At 73.8% G+C, this 14,298-nt stretch carries 12 protein-coding genes; 7 read left to right on the top strand and 5 right to left on the bottom strand.

Going from position 1 to position 14,298, the window contains the following annotated elements; translation table 11 throughout:
• Positions 1-125: 125 nt before the first annotated feature.
• Both ACWDNY_RS29395 and ACWDNY_RS29390 read right to left on the bottom strand, forming a co-directional pair.
• Positions 126-548, bottom strand: a complete 423-nt coding sequence (locus ACWDNY_RS29395) for a hypothetical protein (protein WP_451648851.1) — start codon at positions 546-548, stop codon at positions 126-128.
• A 46-nt stretch (positions 549-594) separates the two neighbouring features.
• Positions 595-1,437 carry a hypothetical protein gene (locus tag ACWDNY_RS29390; protein WP_451648850.1) on the bottom strand — a complete coding sequence of 281 codons (843 nt, stop codon included), beginning with the start codon at positions 1,435-1,437 and terminating at the stop codon, positions 595-597.
• A 538-nt stretch (positions 1,438-1,975) separates the two neighbouring features.
• Between ACWDNY_RS29390 and ACWDNY_RS29385 the strand changes: the two genes are divergently transcribed.
• The 3 genes from ACWDNY_RS29385 (at position 1,976) to ACWDNY_RS29375 (ending at position 4,467) form a co-directional block, all read left to right on the top strand.
• Complete coding sequence (locus ACWDNY_RS29385) at positions 1,976-2,641, top strand: LysM peptidoglycan-binding domain-containing protein (protein WP_451648849.1); 666 nt, start codon at positions 1,976-1,978, stop codon at positions 2,639-2,641.
• A 134-nt stretch (positions 2,642-2,775) separates the two neighbouring features.
• Entirely contained in the window at positions 2,776-3,813 is a 1,038-nt protein-coding gene (locus ACWDNY_RS29380) for a helix-turn-helix transcriptional regulator (protein ID WP_451648848.1), read from the top strand.
• A gap of 438 nt (positions 3,814-4,251) precedes the next feature.
• Positions 4,252-4,467, top strand: coding sequence for an I78 family peptidase inhibitor (locus ACWDNY_RS29375; protein WP_451648847.1), 216 nt, complete (start codon positions 4,252-4,254; stop codon positions 4,465-4,467).
• Positions 4,468-4,635: 168 nt separating this feature from the next.
• On the opposite strand, the gene ACWDNY_RS29370 is transcribed toward ACWDNY_RS29375, so the two are convergent.
• Positions 4,636-5,664 carry a phosphatase PAP2 family protein gene (locus ACWDNY_RS29370; RefSeq protein WP_451648846.1) on the bottom strand — a complete coding sequence of 343 codons (1,029 nt, stop codon included), beginning with the start codon at positions 5,662-5,664 and terminating at the stop codon, positions 4,636-4,638.
• Positions 5,665-5,900: 236 nt separating this feature from the next.
• The gene (locus tag ACWDNY_RS29365; protein ID WP_451648845.1) at positions 5,901-7,169 is read right to left on the bottom strand and encodes a hypothetical protein; all 1,269 of its coding nucleotides are present in this window, start codon (positions 7,167-7,169) and stop codon (positions 5,901-5,903) included.
• Between the two features lie 261 nt (positions 7,170-7,430).
• Between ACWDNY_RS29365 and ACWDNY_RS29360 the strand changes: the two genes are divergently transcribed.
• Together ACWDNY_RS29360 and ACWDNY_RS29355 are read left to right on the top strand one after the other, a co-directional pair.
• Positions 7,431-9,029, top strand: coding sequence for an MFS transporter (locus ACWDNY_RS29360; protein ID WP_451648844.1), 1,599 nt, complete (start codon positions 7,431-7,433; stop codon positions 9,027-9,029).
• A 197-nt stretch (positions 9,030-9,226) separates the two neighbouring features.
• A complete protein-coding gene (locus ACWDNY_RS29355; protein WP_451648843.1) occupies positions 9,227-10,417 on the top strand; it encodes an acyl-CoA dehydrogenase family protein in 1,191 nt (396 codons plus the stop codon).
• A 43-nt stretch (positions 10,418-10,460) separates the two neighbouring features.
• Here the strand turns inward: ACWDNY_RS29355 and ACWDNY_RS29350 are convergent, their stop codons facing one another.
• On the bottom strand, positions 10,461-10,898 hold the full coding sequence (locus tag ACWDNY_RS29350) for a cell division protein SepF (RefSeq protein ID WP_451648842.1): 438 nt from the start codon (positions 10,896-10,898) through the stop codon (positions 10,461-10,463).
• A 290-nt stretch (positions 10,899-11,188) separates the two neighbouring features.
• Here ACWDNY_RS29350 and ACWDNY_RS29345 point away from each other — a divergent pair, with 290 nt between their 5' ends.
• Positions 11,189-12,406, top strand: a complete 1,218-nt coding sequence (locus ACWDNY_RS29345; protein ID WP_451648841.1) for a DUF5685 family protein — start codon at positions 11,189-11,191, stop codon at positions 12,404-12,406.
• Between the two features lie 807 nt (positions 12,407-13,213).
• The gene (locus ACWDNY_RS29340) at positions 13,214-14,116 is read left to right on the top strand and encodes a S1 family peptidase (RefSeq protein ID WP_451648840.1); all 903 of its coding nucleotides are present in this window, start codon (positions 13,214-13,216) and stop codon (positions 14,114-14,116) included.
• Positions 14,117-14,298 lie beyond the last annotated feature (182 nt).

The raw sequence follows: 14,298 nt of genomic DNA, 5'->3' as shown, positions 1-14,298 counted from the left end.
GGCGATGCAGGTCGCCATCCCGGAGTTCGACGGCCGCCTGATCACCGTCCCGTTCAGCTTCAAGCGAGACGTTCAACCCGCTGGGGCCGTGGCCCCGACCGGGGCCGCCCTTCCTGCACGCCGCGTCACAGCCCCCGGCGCGGCGCGGGCGGCAGCGCCGCCGGTACGTGGTGCGCCCCGGTGTCCTGCCGCCCGATCGTCCCCACGCGCTGCCACTGCGTCTGCTGCTGACCGGTGCCGTGCCGGGTGCTGTACGCGCCGGTGCTGTAGGTGCTGTACGTGCCCGAACCGTAGGAGCCCGTACCGCGCGGCAGATTCCCGAACCCGACGAAGTGCAGGTCCTCCTCGCCGCTGCGGTCGCCCGGCAGGGTCCGGTAGGACTTGACGTACTCGGCGTAGAGCGCGTCGTAGATCGGCGTGGCCGAGGGGCCGCCCCGCGGATCCTGGCCCGTCCGCGAGGCCGGCACCTGCCCGGCCGGCCCCAGGCGGGAGTTCGGGGCGGGGATCGGCGGGTAGGACTGGCGGCGAGGAACGTCATATGCGTGCACGTAAGTCCAAACGACCCCGGACCGGAAGGGATGCGGTGCGGCGTGCTCAGGTCCCGGCCAACGGCATGGCGGCCGCGACCAGCCGGCCGGCGGCCGCGGCCTTGTCCAGGGCGTCGCGCAGCAGGTCCTCCCGCGGCTGCCGTCCGATGGACCCGACCGGAGCCGCGAACATGAGGACCTGCTGGTGCTTGTTCGCCGCCGCCCGCCAGCCGTCGGTGACCTGAAGCGGCTGGTGCGCCTGCCACCAGGCCACCGGCTGGCCCCCGTTGCCCCCGGGCTGCAGGACGGCGTGCAACTGCCCCATGGCGACCAGCACCGACCAGCCGTGCAGGACCGGGGGCACCGCCGTCAACCCGGACACGGGCACGAAGCCCTGCTCGATCAGCAGCGGCAGGAAGTCGTCACCGGGGTCGCCGACGCCGTCGGGGCCGACGCCGGGACCGAGGGCGCCCGGGCGCGCGATGGGGGCGGTCGGCTCGACGACCAGCGCCGGGTGCAACTCCCCGGCGATCAGCACGAGTCCGCTGGTCACGCCGAGCACGGCCTGCTCGGGCACGACCGTGGCGGGCTGCGGCCGGGACTGCGCCGGCAGCTCCGGTTCGGCGGTCCGGGAGCCGGCGTTGATGGAGCGCACCGCGCCCTGCAACTGCTCCTCCGTGACCTGGACGACCTGCGAGGGCAGGCAGGTGGCGTGGGCGAAGGCGAGAACGGCGGTCTCGTCGCCGATGAACAGGACGGTGCTGGTGCGCTCCTGCTCGGAGTCGCCCGGGGTGCGGCAGGACGTGCAGTCGTAACTGCCCGGGGCGTTCTCTCCGGCGAGCAGCCGGTCGGCTTCTTCGTCGCCGATCTCGGCGCGGACGGCGTCGCTGACGTCGAGCATGCGCGGCACGGGTGGCTCCCTCGGGTGCGGTGCGTGGCGGGGCCGGGTGGCCCCCGGCCGGGGAACCGGGTGGGCTCCCGGCTCATGAAGATGACAACGGCCGATCTGTGGCGGGAGTCACGCACCACGCCGAACGGAATCGAACCATCCGACGCACAGGGTCACGTACCGCGCGGAACCAGTCACTCTTCGTCAACTCCCGGGCGAATGCGGCGTCTTGGGCGGGTGAGGTGGGTCACAGGCGGCTGTCCGGCTTGGTCGAAAAATCAGGAAATCAACGAATGAAGTGGGTGTCCGGAAATCGCCGATACCGTTGGTAACGGGCAACTGGCCAGCGGAGACCGGGAATTGGTTGATTCCGGGCCGAGACGCTCCCTACATTCCTCCGCCGTGTGCAACGAGCACCGCTCGGGTACGTCCGCCGACCGCAGGACACCGGTTCGACAGCACGCCCTCACGGCGGACGGGGCGGAGCGTGACCACCGCGCCCCAGCGCGCGGAGCGCGCCCCGCCTCGGGGGACCCCGGGTCGTCCCGGAAGGATCTACATGTCCGATTGTGCCGATACCACCCGCGACACCGTTCGCGGCACCGTCCGCAGGACCCGGACGACGGCGGTTCTCGCCGGGGCGGCCTTGCTCGCCCCGCTCGGCCTGGTGGCCGCGACGGGCGACGCCCGGGCGGCGGACGGGGGAGTGTGGGACCGCATCGCCCAGTGCGAGAGCGGCGGCAACTGGCACATCAACACCGGCAACGGCTACTACGGCGGGCTCCAGTTCGCCGCCGGCACCTGGCGGGCCTACGGCGGCACGGCCTACGCGCCCACGGCCGACCGGGCCTCCAGGTCCCAGCAGATCGCCGTCGCCACCCGGGTCCAGCACGCTCAGGGATGGGGCGCCTGGCCGGTCTGCTCGGCCCGGGCCGGCGCGTCCGGCAGCGCCCCGGCTGCCACCGGGGCGGGCCACGGACAGCCGGGTCACGCACCGGCGCGGAAGGCGGCCCGTGCGACGGCCCCCGCGCAGCGGCCCGCGAAGACGCCGGACCGGGCGCCGGCCCACACGAACCGCGGCGACCACATCGTCCGCGCGGGCGACACGCTGAGCGGCATCGCCACCCGGCACGGCACCACCTGGCAGCGGCTCTACGCCCTCAACCGGTCCGTCATCGGCGACGACCCCGACGTGATCCTCCCCGGCCAGCGCCTGACCCTCTGAGCCGCCGCCTCCCCGCTGCGGACCGCACGGCGGTGCCCCGTCGGCCCACGGCCGACGGGGCACGGACGGGACTCGGGGGCGCGCGCCGGTTGTTGCGGACAGCCGCTGTCCGCGAGCCCTGGCAGACTCGGGGCATGCTGGAGACCTCGGCACGACTGCTGCGCCTGCTCTCACTGCTCCAGGCCCACCGTGAGTGGTCCGGCCCGGAGCTGGCCGAACGGCTCGGCGTCACCCCGCGCACGGTGCGCCGGGACGTGGACCGGCTGCGGGAGCTCGGCTACCCCGTCAACGCCAGCCCCGGTACCGGCGGCGGCTACCGGCTGGGCGCCGGCGCCCAGCTGCCGCCGCTGCTCCTCGACGACGACGAGGCGGTCGCCGTCGCCGTGGGACTGCGCACGGCCGCCGGACAGGGCATCGAGGGCATCGGCGAGACCTCCGTACGGGCCCTGGCCAAGCTGGAGCAGGTGCTGCCCGGCCGGCTGCGCCGCCGGGTCGGCGCTCTGAACGCCGTCACCGTGCCGATGCTGCGCGGCCCGCAGCCCTCCGCCGTCGACCCGGCCGTCCTGACCGAACTGGCCCAGCTGTGCCGGGACGCCGAGCGGCTGCGCCTGGAGTACCGCAGCCACGACGGCACCCTGACCCGCCGCACCGTCGAACCGCACCGCCTGGTGTGCACCGAGCGCCGCTGGTACCTGGTCGCCTGGGACCTCGACCGCGACGACTGGCGCACGTTCCGGGTCGACCGCGTCACCCCGAGGCCGCCGCACGGGCCGCGCTTCACCCCCCGCACCCCGCCCGCCGACGACCTCGCCGCCTACGTCTCGAAGGGCGTCTCCACGCACGCGTACGCCGCCCACGCCACCGTCCGGCTGCTGGTCCCGCTCGCCGAGGCCGCGGAGCGCGTCTCCCCCTCGGCCGGGACGCTCGAGGCCGACGGGCCCGGCGCGTGCGTGCTGCGCACGGGCGCCGCGACCCTCGACGTGATGGTCGTGCACGTCATGATGACGGGCCTCCCGTTCGAGGTGCTGGAGCCCGCGGAACTGACGGAGGCGATCAGGTCCGCCCGTGACCGGCTCGACGCAGCGCTGGCCCGGTCCGGGGGGCCCGGCCGTCGTGCCCGGGAGGGCGCGGACCGCCCGCCGGGGACCAGGAACGGACCCGGGGCGGCGTGACGACCGTGTGCCGCGGCGGCGGACGGGGGACCGCCCGCTCCGAGGAGTGGGCCGGGTCCGAGGAGCGGGTGCTCCGAGGAGCGGCCGCCTCCCTCGACTCCTCGACGGGAGCGTGCGGGGGAGCTGTGGGGAAGCGGTGGATTTCCTGTGGCTCCGCCGGTCTCCTTGCCCGGTCCATTCGCCGGAAATTGGTATACCGGCCCGTCCCCGGGTCGTTCTCCCCGCGTATTTCCGCACGCTTTTCCGCCGGGCTTCCCACCGGTCCACGAAATCGCGTGCGCTTTCCTGCGAAAGGGTGACGGAATCGGCCGCGCGGGTGAGCCGGCGCGCCGGGACGGGTGTCGTGCTCCTGTGACAGAAGTGTGACCGGAGGGGGATGTGTGATCCGGGTGTCCCGGGGCACTTCCCCGGGCCGTGCCCGGCGCCTAGCGTGGCGGTATGGCACCGATTCCCGCTCCGTCAGCGGAGCCCCAGGACAGTCCGGACGGGTACGTCGGCCTCGACACCGAGCGTGCCGAGCATCTCGCGCGCGAGCGCGGCTGGTCCACCGTGCGGTCCCTCGAACCGGGCACGATCATCACCATGGAGTACCGCGTCGGACGGCTGAACTTCGAGGTGGCGGAGGGCCGGGTGGCCCGGGCCTGGAAGGGCTGAACCGGCTGAGGGGTGAGGGCCCCGGCGTCCCGGACGGGCGCCGGGGCCCTCACCTCGCGCAACGGACCCGCGTCCCGGGCGGGCGCCGGAGCCCTCACCCCGGCCGATGGATGTGCGTACCGGGCGCGTCGGGCAGGGCCACCGGGCGGCCGTGCCCGACGGCAGGGGTCAGTTGCCCGTCAGAGGGCGTGCCGCCGAGGGCGTGCCGCGCGGGACGCGGTCGGCGTACGGGGGTCTGCGGCTGCCGACGGGTGTGACCGGGGTGCGCTCCGAGCGGGCCGTGTGGGGGCCCGGGGCCAGGTGGACCGGCGTCCTGGGCGAGCGGGGGGTGATGCTCTCGCGGGTCGCCGGGGCCTCCTCCGGCGCGCGGGTGCGCGCCCCCAGCGGCACCGGCGCACCGGCCGGGGCGACCGGCACGGGCATCGGCACGGTGCGGCCGCGACGGGCGCGCAGGCGGTCGCGCAGTTCGAACAGCGCGGCCTCGGCACGTGCGATCAGCGGCTCGAACCACGGCAGGGCCAGCAGGATCAGCAGCCCGGCGGCCCAGCCGAGCAGCACGTCGCTGAGCCAGTGCGTCCCCAGGTACACGGTGGTGAGGCCGACGCCGAGCGACGTCACCGCGGAAAGCGCCGACAGCCAGCGCCGCGCCCCCGGCGTCGACGCCAGATAGGCCAGGATGCCCCAGGTCACGACGGCGTTCGCGGTGTGGCCGCTGGGGAATATATCGCCGCCCAGACCCATCTCGTTCGAACCGATCACGGTCGCGTAGTGCGGCCCGAGGCGCCCCATGCCGATCTTCGCGGCGCCGACCGTGACGTTCAGCAGCAGCAGCGACGTGGCCAGCGTGAGCAGTGGGCGGAGGGTGCGCTGCCGCCACGAGCGCCAGCCCAGCCAGGCCGCGACCATCACCGCGGTGGGGCCGCGCTGGCCCAGTACCACGTAGTAGTCGAGGAAGGCGTGGATCTGCGGCCACTGCTGGTACGGCCGGAAGAACATGACCTGCCAGTCCAGCCTGACCAGCCAGGAGGTCGTCACCACGGCCCAGACGATCGCCAGGTAGAAGGCCAGGGTCGAGGAGAACAGCACGACCCGGTGCCGGCTCATCGTCGGCACGTCGATGTGCGCCGGCCGCTGCGGCTCACGGTCCAGCCTGGCGAACACCCGGTCCAGGCGGGTGAGGGTTCGTTCGGTACGCACCTAATCGACGTTACAGCGAGTGAGCTCAGCTCCCTGACGAAGCACGGGCTTTGTGATGACGATGTGATGTGGGATTGCTCTCAGCGGAGGTCGCTTTTCCACCGGTACGAAATACCGCGGGCGCACGTCATGAATTTCCTTTGATCATTCCGGCGGGCGGTCGTTCCGGTGTTCAGGAATTCACCGGCCGAACATTCGGGGGTATTCCGCCGCGCGTTCACCGGGCGCCCGGCCGCTCACGGGGGGCCGGAGCCGTTCAGCCAGAACGCCCCGTACACCGCCGAGGCCACGGCCACGCCGCCCACCACCAGCGCCGACCCGGAGGTCCGGAGCCGAGCCAGGGCGAGGGCGGGCGGCAGCAGCAGCGGGAAGGCGGGCAGCAGCAGGCGCGGCTTGGAGCCGAAGTAACTGGACGCGCCCAGCGCCAGCGCGGTGACGACGCCCGAGTACACCAGCAGCGGGACGGGCTGGCCCTGCCGCACGCCGGCGACGTACAGCCGGACCAGCAGGGCGACCCCGACGATCAGTGCGAGTCCCGCCAGGGCCGAGGGGAACGACGTGAACCGGGCGCCGACGAAGCGGGCGAACGCGTAACCGCCGTCGAAGCCGTTGCGCCAGCCCGCTTGGACGTCGAGGTAGCCGAGGGGCCCCTTCCCGGTGCGGTGCCCCACCCACAGCACGTACCCGGCCGCGCCGAGCGGGGCGAGGAACAGCCCGAGGGCGCGGCGGCCGCCCGGTCGGAGAGCGGGTGTCCCCTCCAGCGCGCCGCTCACCCCGGCGGCGCCCCGGCTTCGCGCGAACGGGAGGAGAGCCGCCGCCCAGAGCGCCGCCACCACGGCGAGTCCCACCGGCCGGGTCAGTCCCGCCGCCAGGGCCAGGGCGCCCGCGGTCACCCACCGGCCGGTCAGCACCGCGTACAGCGACCAGGCGGCCAGCGCCGTGAACAGCGACTCGCTGTAGGCCATCGACTGGACGATCCCGACCGGCAGTGCCGCCCAGAGCAGCACCGTGCACGTGGCGGCCCGCCCCGCTCCCGCCGTGACGGGCAGGGGACCGCGCTTCGTCGCGGCGCCCTGCTCCCTCCCGCCGTGCCCGTGGCTCGCGTCCCACACGTGCTCGGCGACCGCGAAGACCCCCCAGGCCGCGGCCACCGAGGCGAGCAGGGCGACGACGAAGCCGGCGTCGGCGTACGACAGGGGGCTCACCGCGGCGAGCAGCCGCTCCAGCCAGGGCAGCAGCGGGAAGAAGGCCAGGCTGGAGTGGACGTCCCCGTTCGGCAGGCGCACCTCGTAGCCGTAGCCGAGGCCGGCCACCCGCGCGTACCACAGGGCGTCCCAGCGGGCGGTCAGCAGCGTGTAGGCGTCCTTGCCGTGCGCGGCGCTCCACCCGGCCAGGACCAGCAGGCCCACGGCGCGGACGGCCGCGTACCCGAGAAGGGCCGGCGCGGCCCGGCGCAGCATCCCGGGCCGGGCCGGTGCTGCGGCGTGCGTATCGAGAACGGTCACGGGCCCGATTATCGGCCGCGCCCGCGGCCGGCCGGACCGCCGGGGCCCGCCCGGCCGGAAGCGGAGTGGCGTACGGCACATAGTTCCCCGACCGCTGTGAGAGATGGGCCACGTGGCACGGGAGGGGACTCGCGTACGCTGACGAATCACTCGCACTTCGTTGCGCGGGCCGGGGACCACCGCTCCTCCCCGGCCGAGCCGTGGGGGAGTCCCCCACCCCGCGGACCCGCCGGAGGCGAGGTTCATCTGGGAGGTACGTACATGTCCGGGACGACCACGGCCGCCGCGCTGCGCCGTCGGGCGGCCGGGGCCGGTGCCAACCGCTGGGTCGTCCTCGTCGTCCTCTGCGTCAGCCTGCTGCTCGTCGCGGTGGACGCGACCGTCCTGCACGTGGCGGTGCCCGCCGTCACCGAGGACCTCAGGCCCGGCGCGATCGAACTGCTCTGGATCGTCGACACCTACCCGCTCGTCTGCGCCTCGCTGCTGATCCTCTTCGGCACCCTCGGTGACCGGGTCGGCCACAGGCGGGTCCTGCTGCTCGGCTACGCCCTGTTCGGGGTCGCGTCCGCCGTGGCGGCCCTCGCCCCGAGCCCGCAGACGCTGATCGGCGCCCGGGCACTGCTCGGCGTCGGCGGGGCCATGATCATGCCCGCCACGCTGTCGATCCTGCGGCAGGTCTTCCCGGACCGGCGCGAGCGCGCGCTGGCGATCGGGATCTGGAGCGCGGTGGCCGCGGTGGGCGCGGCGGTCGGGCCGCTGCTCGGCGGCTTCCTGCTGGAGCACTTCTGGTGGGGGTCGGTCTTCCTCGTCAACATCCCGCTGATGCTGGTGAGTCTGCCGGTGGGCCGGCTGCTGCTGCCCGACTCCGAGGGCCACCGTGACGGTCCGTGGGACGTCGCCGGCGCGCTCATGGCGGCGGCCGGGCTGTTCGGTGTGGTGCTGGGCGTCAAGCGGCTCGGCGGCGGGGAGCCCGCGCTGAGCGTGTTCACCGTGGCCCCGCTGCTGGTGGGAGCGGCGCTGCTGGTCGGGTTCGTACGGCGGCAGCGGCGCCGGACGCATCCGCTGGTGGACCTCGGGATGTTCGCGCGGCCGGCGTTCACCACGTCGGTGGGGTGCATCGTGCTGGCCATGCTCGCCCTGGTGGGGCTGGAGCTGATCGCCGCGCAGTACCTGCAGCTGGTGCTGGGGCTGTCCCCGCTTCGGACCGGGCTGCGGCTCCTGCCGCTGACGTTCGCCGCGATGGCCGCCGGGCTGGCGGGCGCGCGGGCGCTGCGGCGGTTCGGGCCGCGCCGGATGGTGTGCTTCGGGTTCTGCCTGACGGCCGCCGCGGTGGTGCTGCTGACGGCGATGGGCCGGCACGACGACGCCGGGCTGCTGCTGTGCGGTTTCGTGCTGCTGGGCTTCGGTCTGGAGACGACGCTGTTCGCGGCGTACGAGTCGATGCTGAACGAGGCCCCGGCGGCGCAGGCGGGCGGGGCCGCGGCGATCGGGGAGACGTCGTACCAGTTGGGCGCCGGCATCGGGATCGCGCTGTTGGGCAGCGTGATGAACGCGGCCTACGCGCCCGGGCTGGCTGCGGTGCCGGGGGTTCCGGCGGGCGCCTCGCGGGCCGCGTCGCACTCCGTGGGGGAGGCCTACGAGGTGGCCGGGCAGCTCGGCGGCTCCGCCGGTGCGGCGCTGCGGCGTGCGGCCCGGGACTCCTTCGTGCACGGGCTGCACGTGACGCTGCTGGTGAGCGCGGGTCTGCTGTTGCTGGGTGCCCTGATGGCGCTGCGGCTGCCGCGGACGATGCAGTGCGAGGAGGCGGCGGTGGGTCTGCCCGCGCCGCGGGAGGCCGAGAGGTCACGCGTCTCGGCGTGAGACGCGTGACCCGTCCGGGCGCCGCCCGTGACGGCCGGCCCGGTTCCCGCCTCCGCCTCGGGGCCGCGCCCCGCCGGCGGCCCTGGAGCGCCCCGCGGTGTGGGGGAGTGGGCTGGACGTGGGGGAGACTGCGTCGTAACGTCGGGCCGGAGTCGCGTAACTAGCGCTGCTAGTTTTAAGTTGCCGGAGGGTGTCCCATGTCCGCGTCCTCGAAGTTGCCCCCGTTCGACCCCGCCGATCCGCTCGGCCTCGACGACCTGCTGGACCCCGAGGACCTGGCCGTCCGCGACACCGTGCGGAACTGGGCCGCCGACCGCGTCCTGCCCCATGTCGCCGAGTGGTACGAGAAGGGCGAACTGCCCGTCGTCCGGGACCTCGCCCGCGAACTCGGCGCCCTCGGCGCCCTCGGCATGTCCCTGGAGGGGTACGGCTGCGCCGGGGCCACGGCCGTGCAGTACGGACTGGCCTGCCTAGAGCTGGAGGCGGCCGACTCCGGGATCCGCTCCCTGGTCTCGGTCCAGGGCTCGCTCGCGATGTACGCCATCCACCGCTTTGGCTCCGAGGAGCAGAAGCAGGCGTGGCTGCCCCGCATGGCCGCCGGCGAGGTGATCGGCTGCTTCGGCCTCACCGAGCCCGACCACGGGTCCGACCCCGCCTCGATGCGTACCCACGCCAAGCGCGACGGCACCGACTGGGTCCTCAACGGACGCAAGATGTGGATCACCAACGGCTCCGTCGCCGGGGTCGCCGTCGTCTGGGCCCGAACGGAGGAGGGCATCCGCGGGTTCGTCGTGCCGGCCGGCAGCCCCGGTTTCTCCGCCCCGGAGATCAAGCACAAGTGGTCCCTGCGGGCCAGCGTCACCAGCGAGCTCGTGCTCGACGACGTCCGGCTGCCGGCCGACGCGGTCCTGCCCGAAGTCGTCGGGCTGCGCGGGCCCCTCAGCTGTCTGTCCCACGCCCGGTACGGCATCGTCTGGGGCGCCATGGGCGCGGCCCGCTCCAGTTTCGAGTCCGCCGTGGAGTACGCGACGTCGCGGGAGCAGTTCGGCCGGCCGATCGGCGGCTTCCAGCTCACCCAGGCCAAGCTCGCCGACATGGCGGTCGAGCTGCACAAGGGAATTCTGCTCGCCCATCATCTGGGGCGGCGCATGGACGCCGGCCGCCTGCGTCCCGAGCAGGTCAGCTTCGGCAAGCTCAACAACGTGCGCGAGGCGATCGAGATCTGCCGTACCGCGCGGACGATCCTGGGGGCGAACGGAATTTCGCTGGAGTACCCGGTGATGCGGCACGCGACCAATCTGGAATCGGTGCTCACCTACGAGGGCACCGTCGAGATGCACCAGCTCGTGCTGGGCAAGGCGCTCACCGGACTCGACGCCTTCCGCTGACCCGGGCGAAGGGGAGCGGGCAGGGCCGGTGAGCGGCCCTGCCTCAGCTCTGGTTGTAGAAGCCGTCAGAGCGGTGCTGCGCGGACTGGCCGCTGACGATCTCCGTGTCGGCGGGGGTGAGCAGGAAGACCCGGTTGGACACCCGGTCGATCTGGCCGCGCAGGCCGAAGATGAGCCCCGCCGCGAAGTCGACCACGCGCTTGGCGTCGGCGGGCTCCATGGCCGTGAGGTTCATGATGACGGGCACGCCGTCCCGGAAGAGCTCGCCGATGGCGCGGGCGTCCCGGAAGCTGTCCGGGGTCACCGTGCCGATCCGGCGGCCCCTGTCCTCGGCCGTGTCCGAGGCCACCTTCACCCGGGGGTCGGTGACCCAGGCGTCCCCGGGCTCGGTCCCCTCGGAGTAGTCGTCGTCGTAGTAGCGCTCGTCATCGTTGTCGTCGACGAGGCCGAGCCACGCACTCGCCTTGCGTACCGATCCCATGGACGCCTCCTCTCACAGCGGTGTTTCTTGCATTCCGCATGCCTATCGTCATCCATGATGCGGACAGTGCGCCAAGTGGATAGACGCCGCGCGGGGGGTTTGTGACGGTACTGGTGCACAGCGAATCCGTCGAGAGGCCGTGTGCCCCAAGGCTCGGGAACTACACGGCTGCTGACGGTGAGTGAAATATGATTGTCCACGGCGTACGGGTGACGGCCGGGGCGTACGGGTGAACGAAGGGGCCGTTACGATGCGGCGCCTCGACGGCGTACACACTACGGGGGAATGCCGTGTTCGGAATTGTCAGACCCTGCCGTCACCGGCTCGGTGAAAGCCTGAAGGCCCAGTGGATGGCCCATTTGTGCGGGCTGTGCCTGGCGCTGCGCGGGGATCACGGACAGCTCGCGCGCGTCGTGACGAACTACGACGGACTCCTGATATCCGTCCTGACGGAGGCTCAGGCCAAGGGGTCCGGCGGCGCGCGGCGCACGGCCGGGCCCTGTCCGCTGCGCGGCATGCGTACCGCCTCCGTCGCGCAGGGTGACGGCGCCCGGCTCGCGGCGGCCGTCTCGCTGGTGCTCGCCTCGGCCAAGATGCGCGACCACGTCGCCGACGGGGACGGGCTGCTGGCACGCCGCCCGGTGGCGCACGCCGCGCGCCGGGTCGCCGAGAGCTGGGGGCGCGCGGGCGCCCGGACGGGGGCGGACGTCGGATTCGACGCGGCCGTCCTCATTGACGCCGTCGAGCGGCAACCGGGCGTCGAGGCGCTCGCCGGGCCCGGGACGCCGGTCCTGACGGTCACCGAGCCGACCGAGACGGCGACCGCCGCGGCCTTCGCGCACACCGCGCTGCTGGCCGGACGCCCGGGCAACACCGAGCCGCTGGCCGAGGCCGGGCGGCTGTTCGGACGGCTCGCCCATCTCCTGGACGCCGTGGAGGACAAGGACGCCGACGCCGCCTCGGGCGCCTGGAACCCGCTCACCGCGACGGGCACGCCGCTCACCGAGGCCCGCAGGCTCGCCGACGACGCCGTGCACGGCATCCGGCTCGCGCTGCGCGAGGCGGAGTTCACGGACGGCCGGCTGGTCCACCGGCTGCTCGTCCACGAACTGGGGCGCTCGGTCGATCGGGCCTTCGGCGCCGAGTCCTGCGGACATGCCCCGGAAGCGGCCTTCGGACCGCCGCAGGGCCCGTACGCCCCCCTGGGCCCGCAGCACCCGGGTACGCCGTACGACCCGAACCGCCCCCACGCTCCCGGTGACCCGGCCGGAGGCAACCCCTTCGGCGAGCCCCCGCGACCGGGCCGCCGCGGCTTCTGGAGCGGGTGCGCGGTCGCGATCGGGCTGTGCTGCACCTGCAAGGTGTGCTGCGCCGACGAGTTCGAGGGTCCCTGGTCGGGGCGGCGGCGCGAGGGCTGGTGCAGCGGCTGCGACTGCTGCGACTGCAGCGACTGCTGCGGTTGCTGTGAGTGCTGCGACGGCTGCGACTGCGGCTGCTGCGACTGCTGACGTCGGGCACGCCGGGGAGACCGGAAGGCCGGGAGACCGGGGAGGCCGCCCCGCGCGCGCGGCCGGGGTGCGGGCGGCGGCGGGACGCCGGCCCCGTGGGAGGTGCCCGGACGTGCCGGGTCACGGGCCCTGCGGGGCCGTGTGACGGCCCGTCACCCCATGGGCTCGTCATACTCCCGCCCGGTGTGCGCCTCTGTTCCGGCACGGAAGGTCCGGCCTCCATGACGACGACGGACGCATCCGACGCGGCGGGGCCGCGGCTCCCACGCCGTGCCGGCGCCGTTCCGGTGGCCGGTGGGCCGCCCGTGGCCGTCGGCACGCACGGTTCCCGAGGTTTTTCGGAAGGGCGAATTCCGGCCACCCCGGCAGGCCGGCCGGCCATCGTGACGCGCCCGCACCCGCCGCCATGGTCGCGGGCGGTCCGGCCGGCTGGGTGCAGGCGTCCGGCGGCACCGCGGGAGGCCGCCGCAGGCACCGGCCGACAGTCGTCTGATCTGCCGCGCCCGCTCGCCGGGTCGTATGCCGGGGGCGCGGCGGCGGTGGACGCCGCGCACTCGCCCGGACGGTGGCGGCCGCCCCGCCCTGACCGTGCGTCAACCCGCCTTCTTCACGCGCCGTCCACTCGCGGCACACACGGCTGCCCGGCCGAAAAGCACCCTTGCGCCGACCGTCCGTTCGGCCGAATACTCCCCCTCAGTGCTTGTCAGGGACACGGCGTGTCCGAAATCCGGTCACGTATCACCTGGCTGCGCCTCACGGGCCCCGACCCCACGCGGCCCCCCAACTTCCCCTGTGGAGGAACGAAACGTGAGGATCAAGCGCACCACCAGCAGCGGCACGACGAGACGGACCCGGCTGATCGCCATCGCCTCCGGACTCGTGGCCGCTGCCGCGATCGCGGTCCCCAGCGCGAACGCGTCCGACACGGCCACCACCTTCAGTAGCGCCCAGCTCACCAGCGCGAGCGACTCGGTGCTCAAGGCCGACATCCCGGGCACCGCCTGGGCCGTCGACAGCAAGACCCACCGTGTCGTCGTCACCGCCGACAGCACCGTCTCCCAGGCCGAGATCGCCCAGATCAAGGAGCAGGCCGGCGCCAACGCCGGTGCCCTGACCATCAAGCGCACCCCGGGCAAGTTCAACAAGCTGATCTCCGGCGGCGACGCCATCTATGCGAGTAGCTGGCGCTGCTCGCTGGGCTTCAACGTCCAGGACAACAGCGGCAACTACTACTTCCTCACGGCCGGTCACTGCACCGACGGTGCGGGCACCTGGTGGTCGAACTCCTCGCACTCGACCACGCTCGGCACCACCGCCGGCTCCTCCTTCCCCGGCAACGACTACGGCATCGTGCGCTACACCAACAGCTCGGTGGCCAAGTCGGGCACCGTGGGCAGCCAGGACATCACCAGCGCCGCCACGCCGTCGGTCGGTACCACCGTCTACCGCCGCGGCTCCACCACCGGCACCCACAGCGGCCGGGTGACCGCGCTCAACGCGACCGTCAACTACGGCGGCGGCGACATCGTCTACGGCCTCATCCAGACCACGGTCTGCGCCGAGCCCGGTGACTCCGGCGGCTCGCTGTACGGCGGCAGCACCGCCTACGGTCTCACCTCCGGCGGCAGCGGCGACTGCACCTCCGGCGGTACGACCTTCTTCCAGCCGGTGACCGAGGCGCTGAGCGCCTACGGGGTCCACGTCTACTGACGCGCCCCGGCCGGCCCGGCGCGCGGCCCCGCACGGCCCGTTCCAGCGCCGGCGGCAGACGAGCCCCCGCACACGATCGTCCGATCGGGACCTGGGCACGCCGGGCGACCGGGCGGCGCCGGTCCAGCTCGTGTGGTCCACGCTCGGCGTCGGCCTGTTCATGCTGGTCGTGCTGGTGCTGC

The organism is Streptomyces sp. NPDC003697 (assembly GCF_053587115.1).
This window is presented reverse-complemented; position numbering and strand designations above follow the sequence as displayed.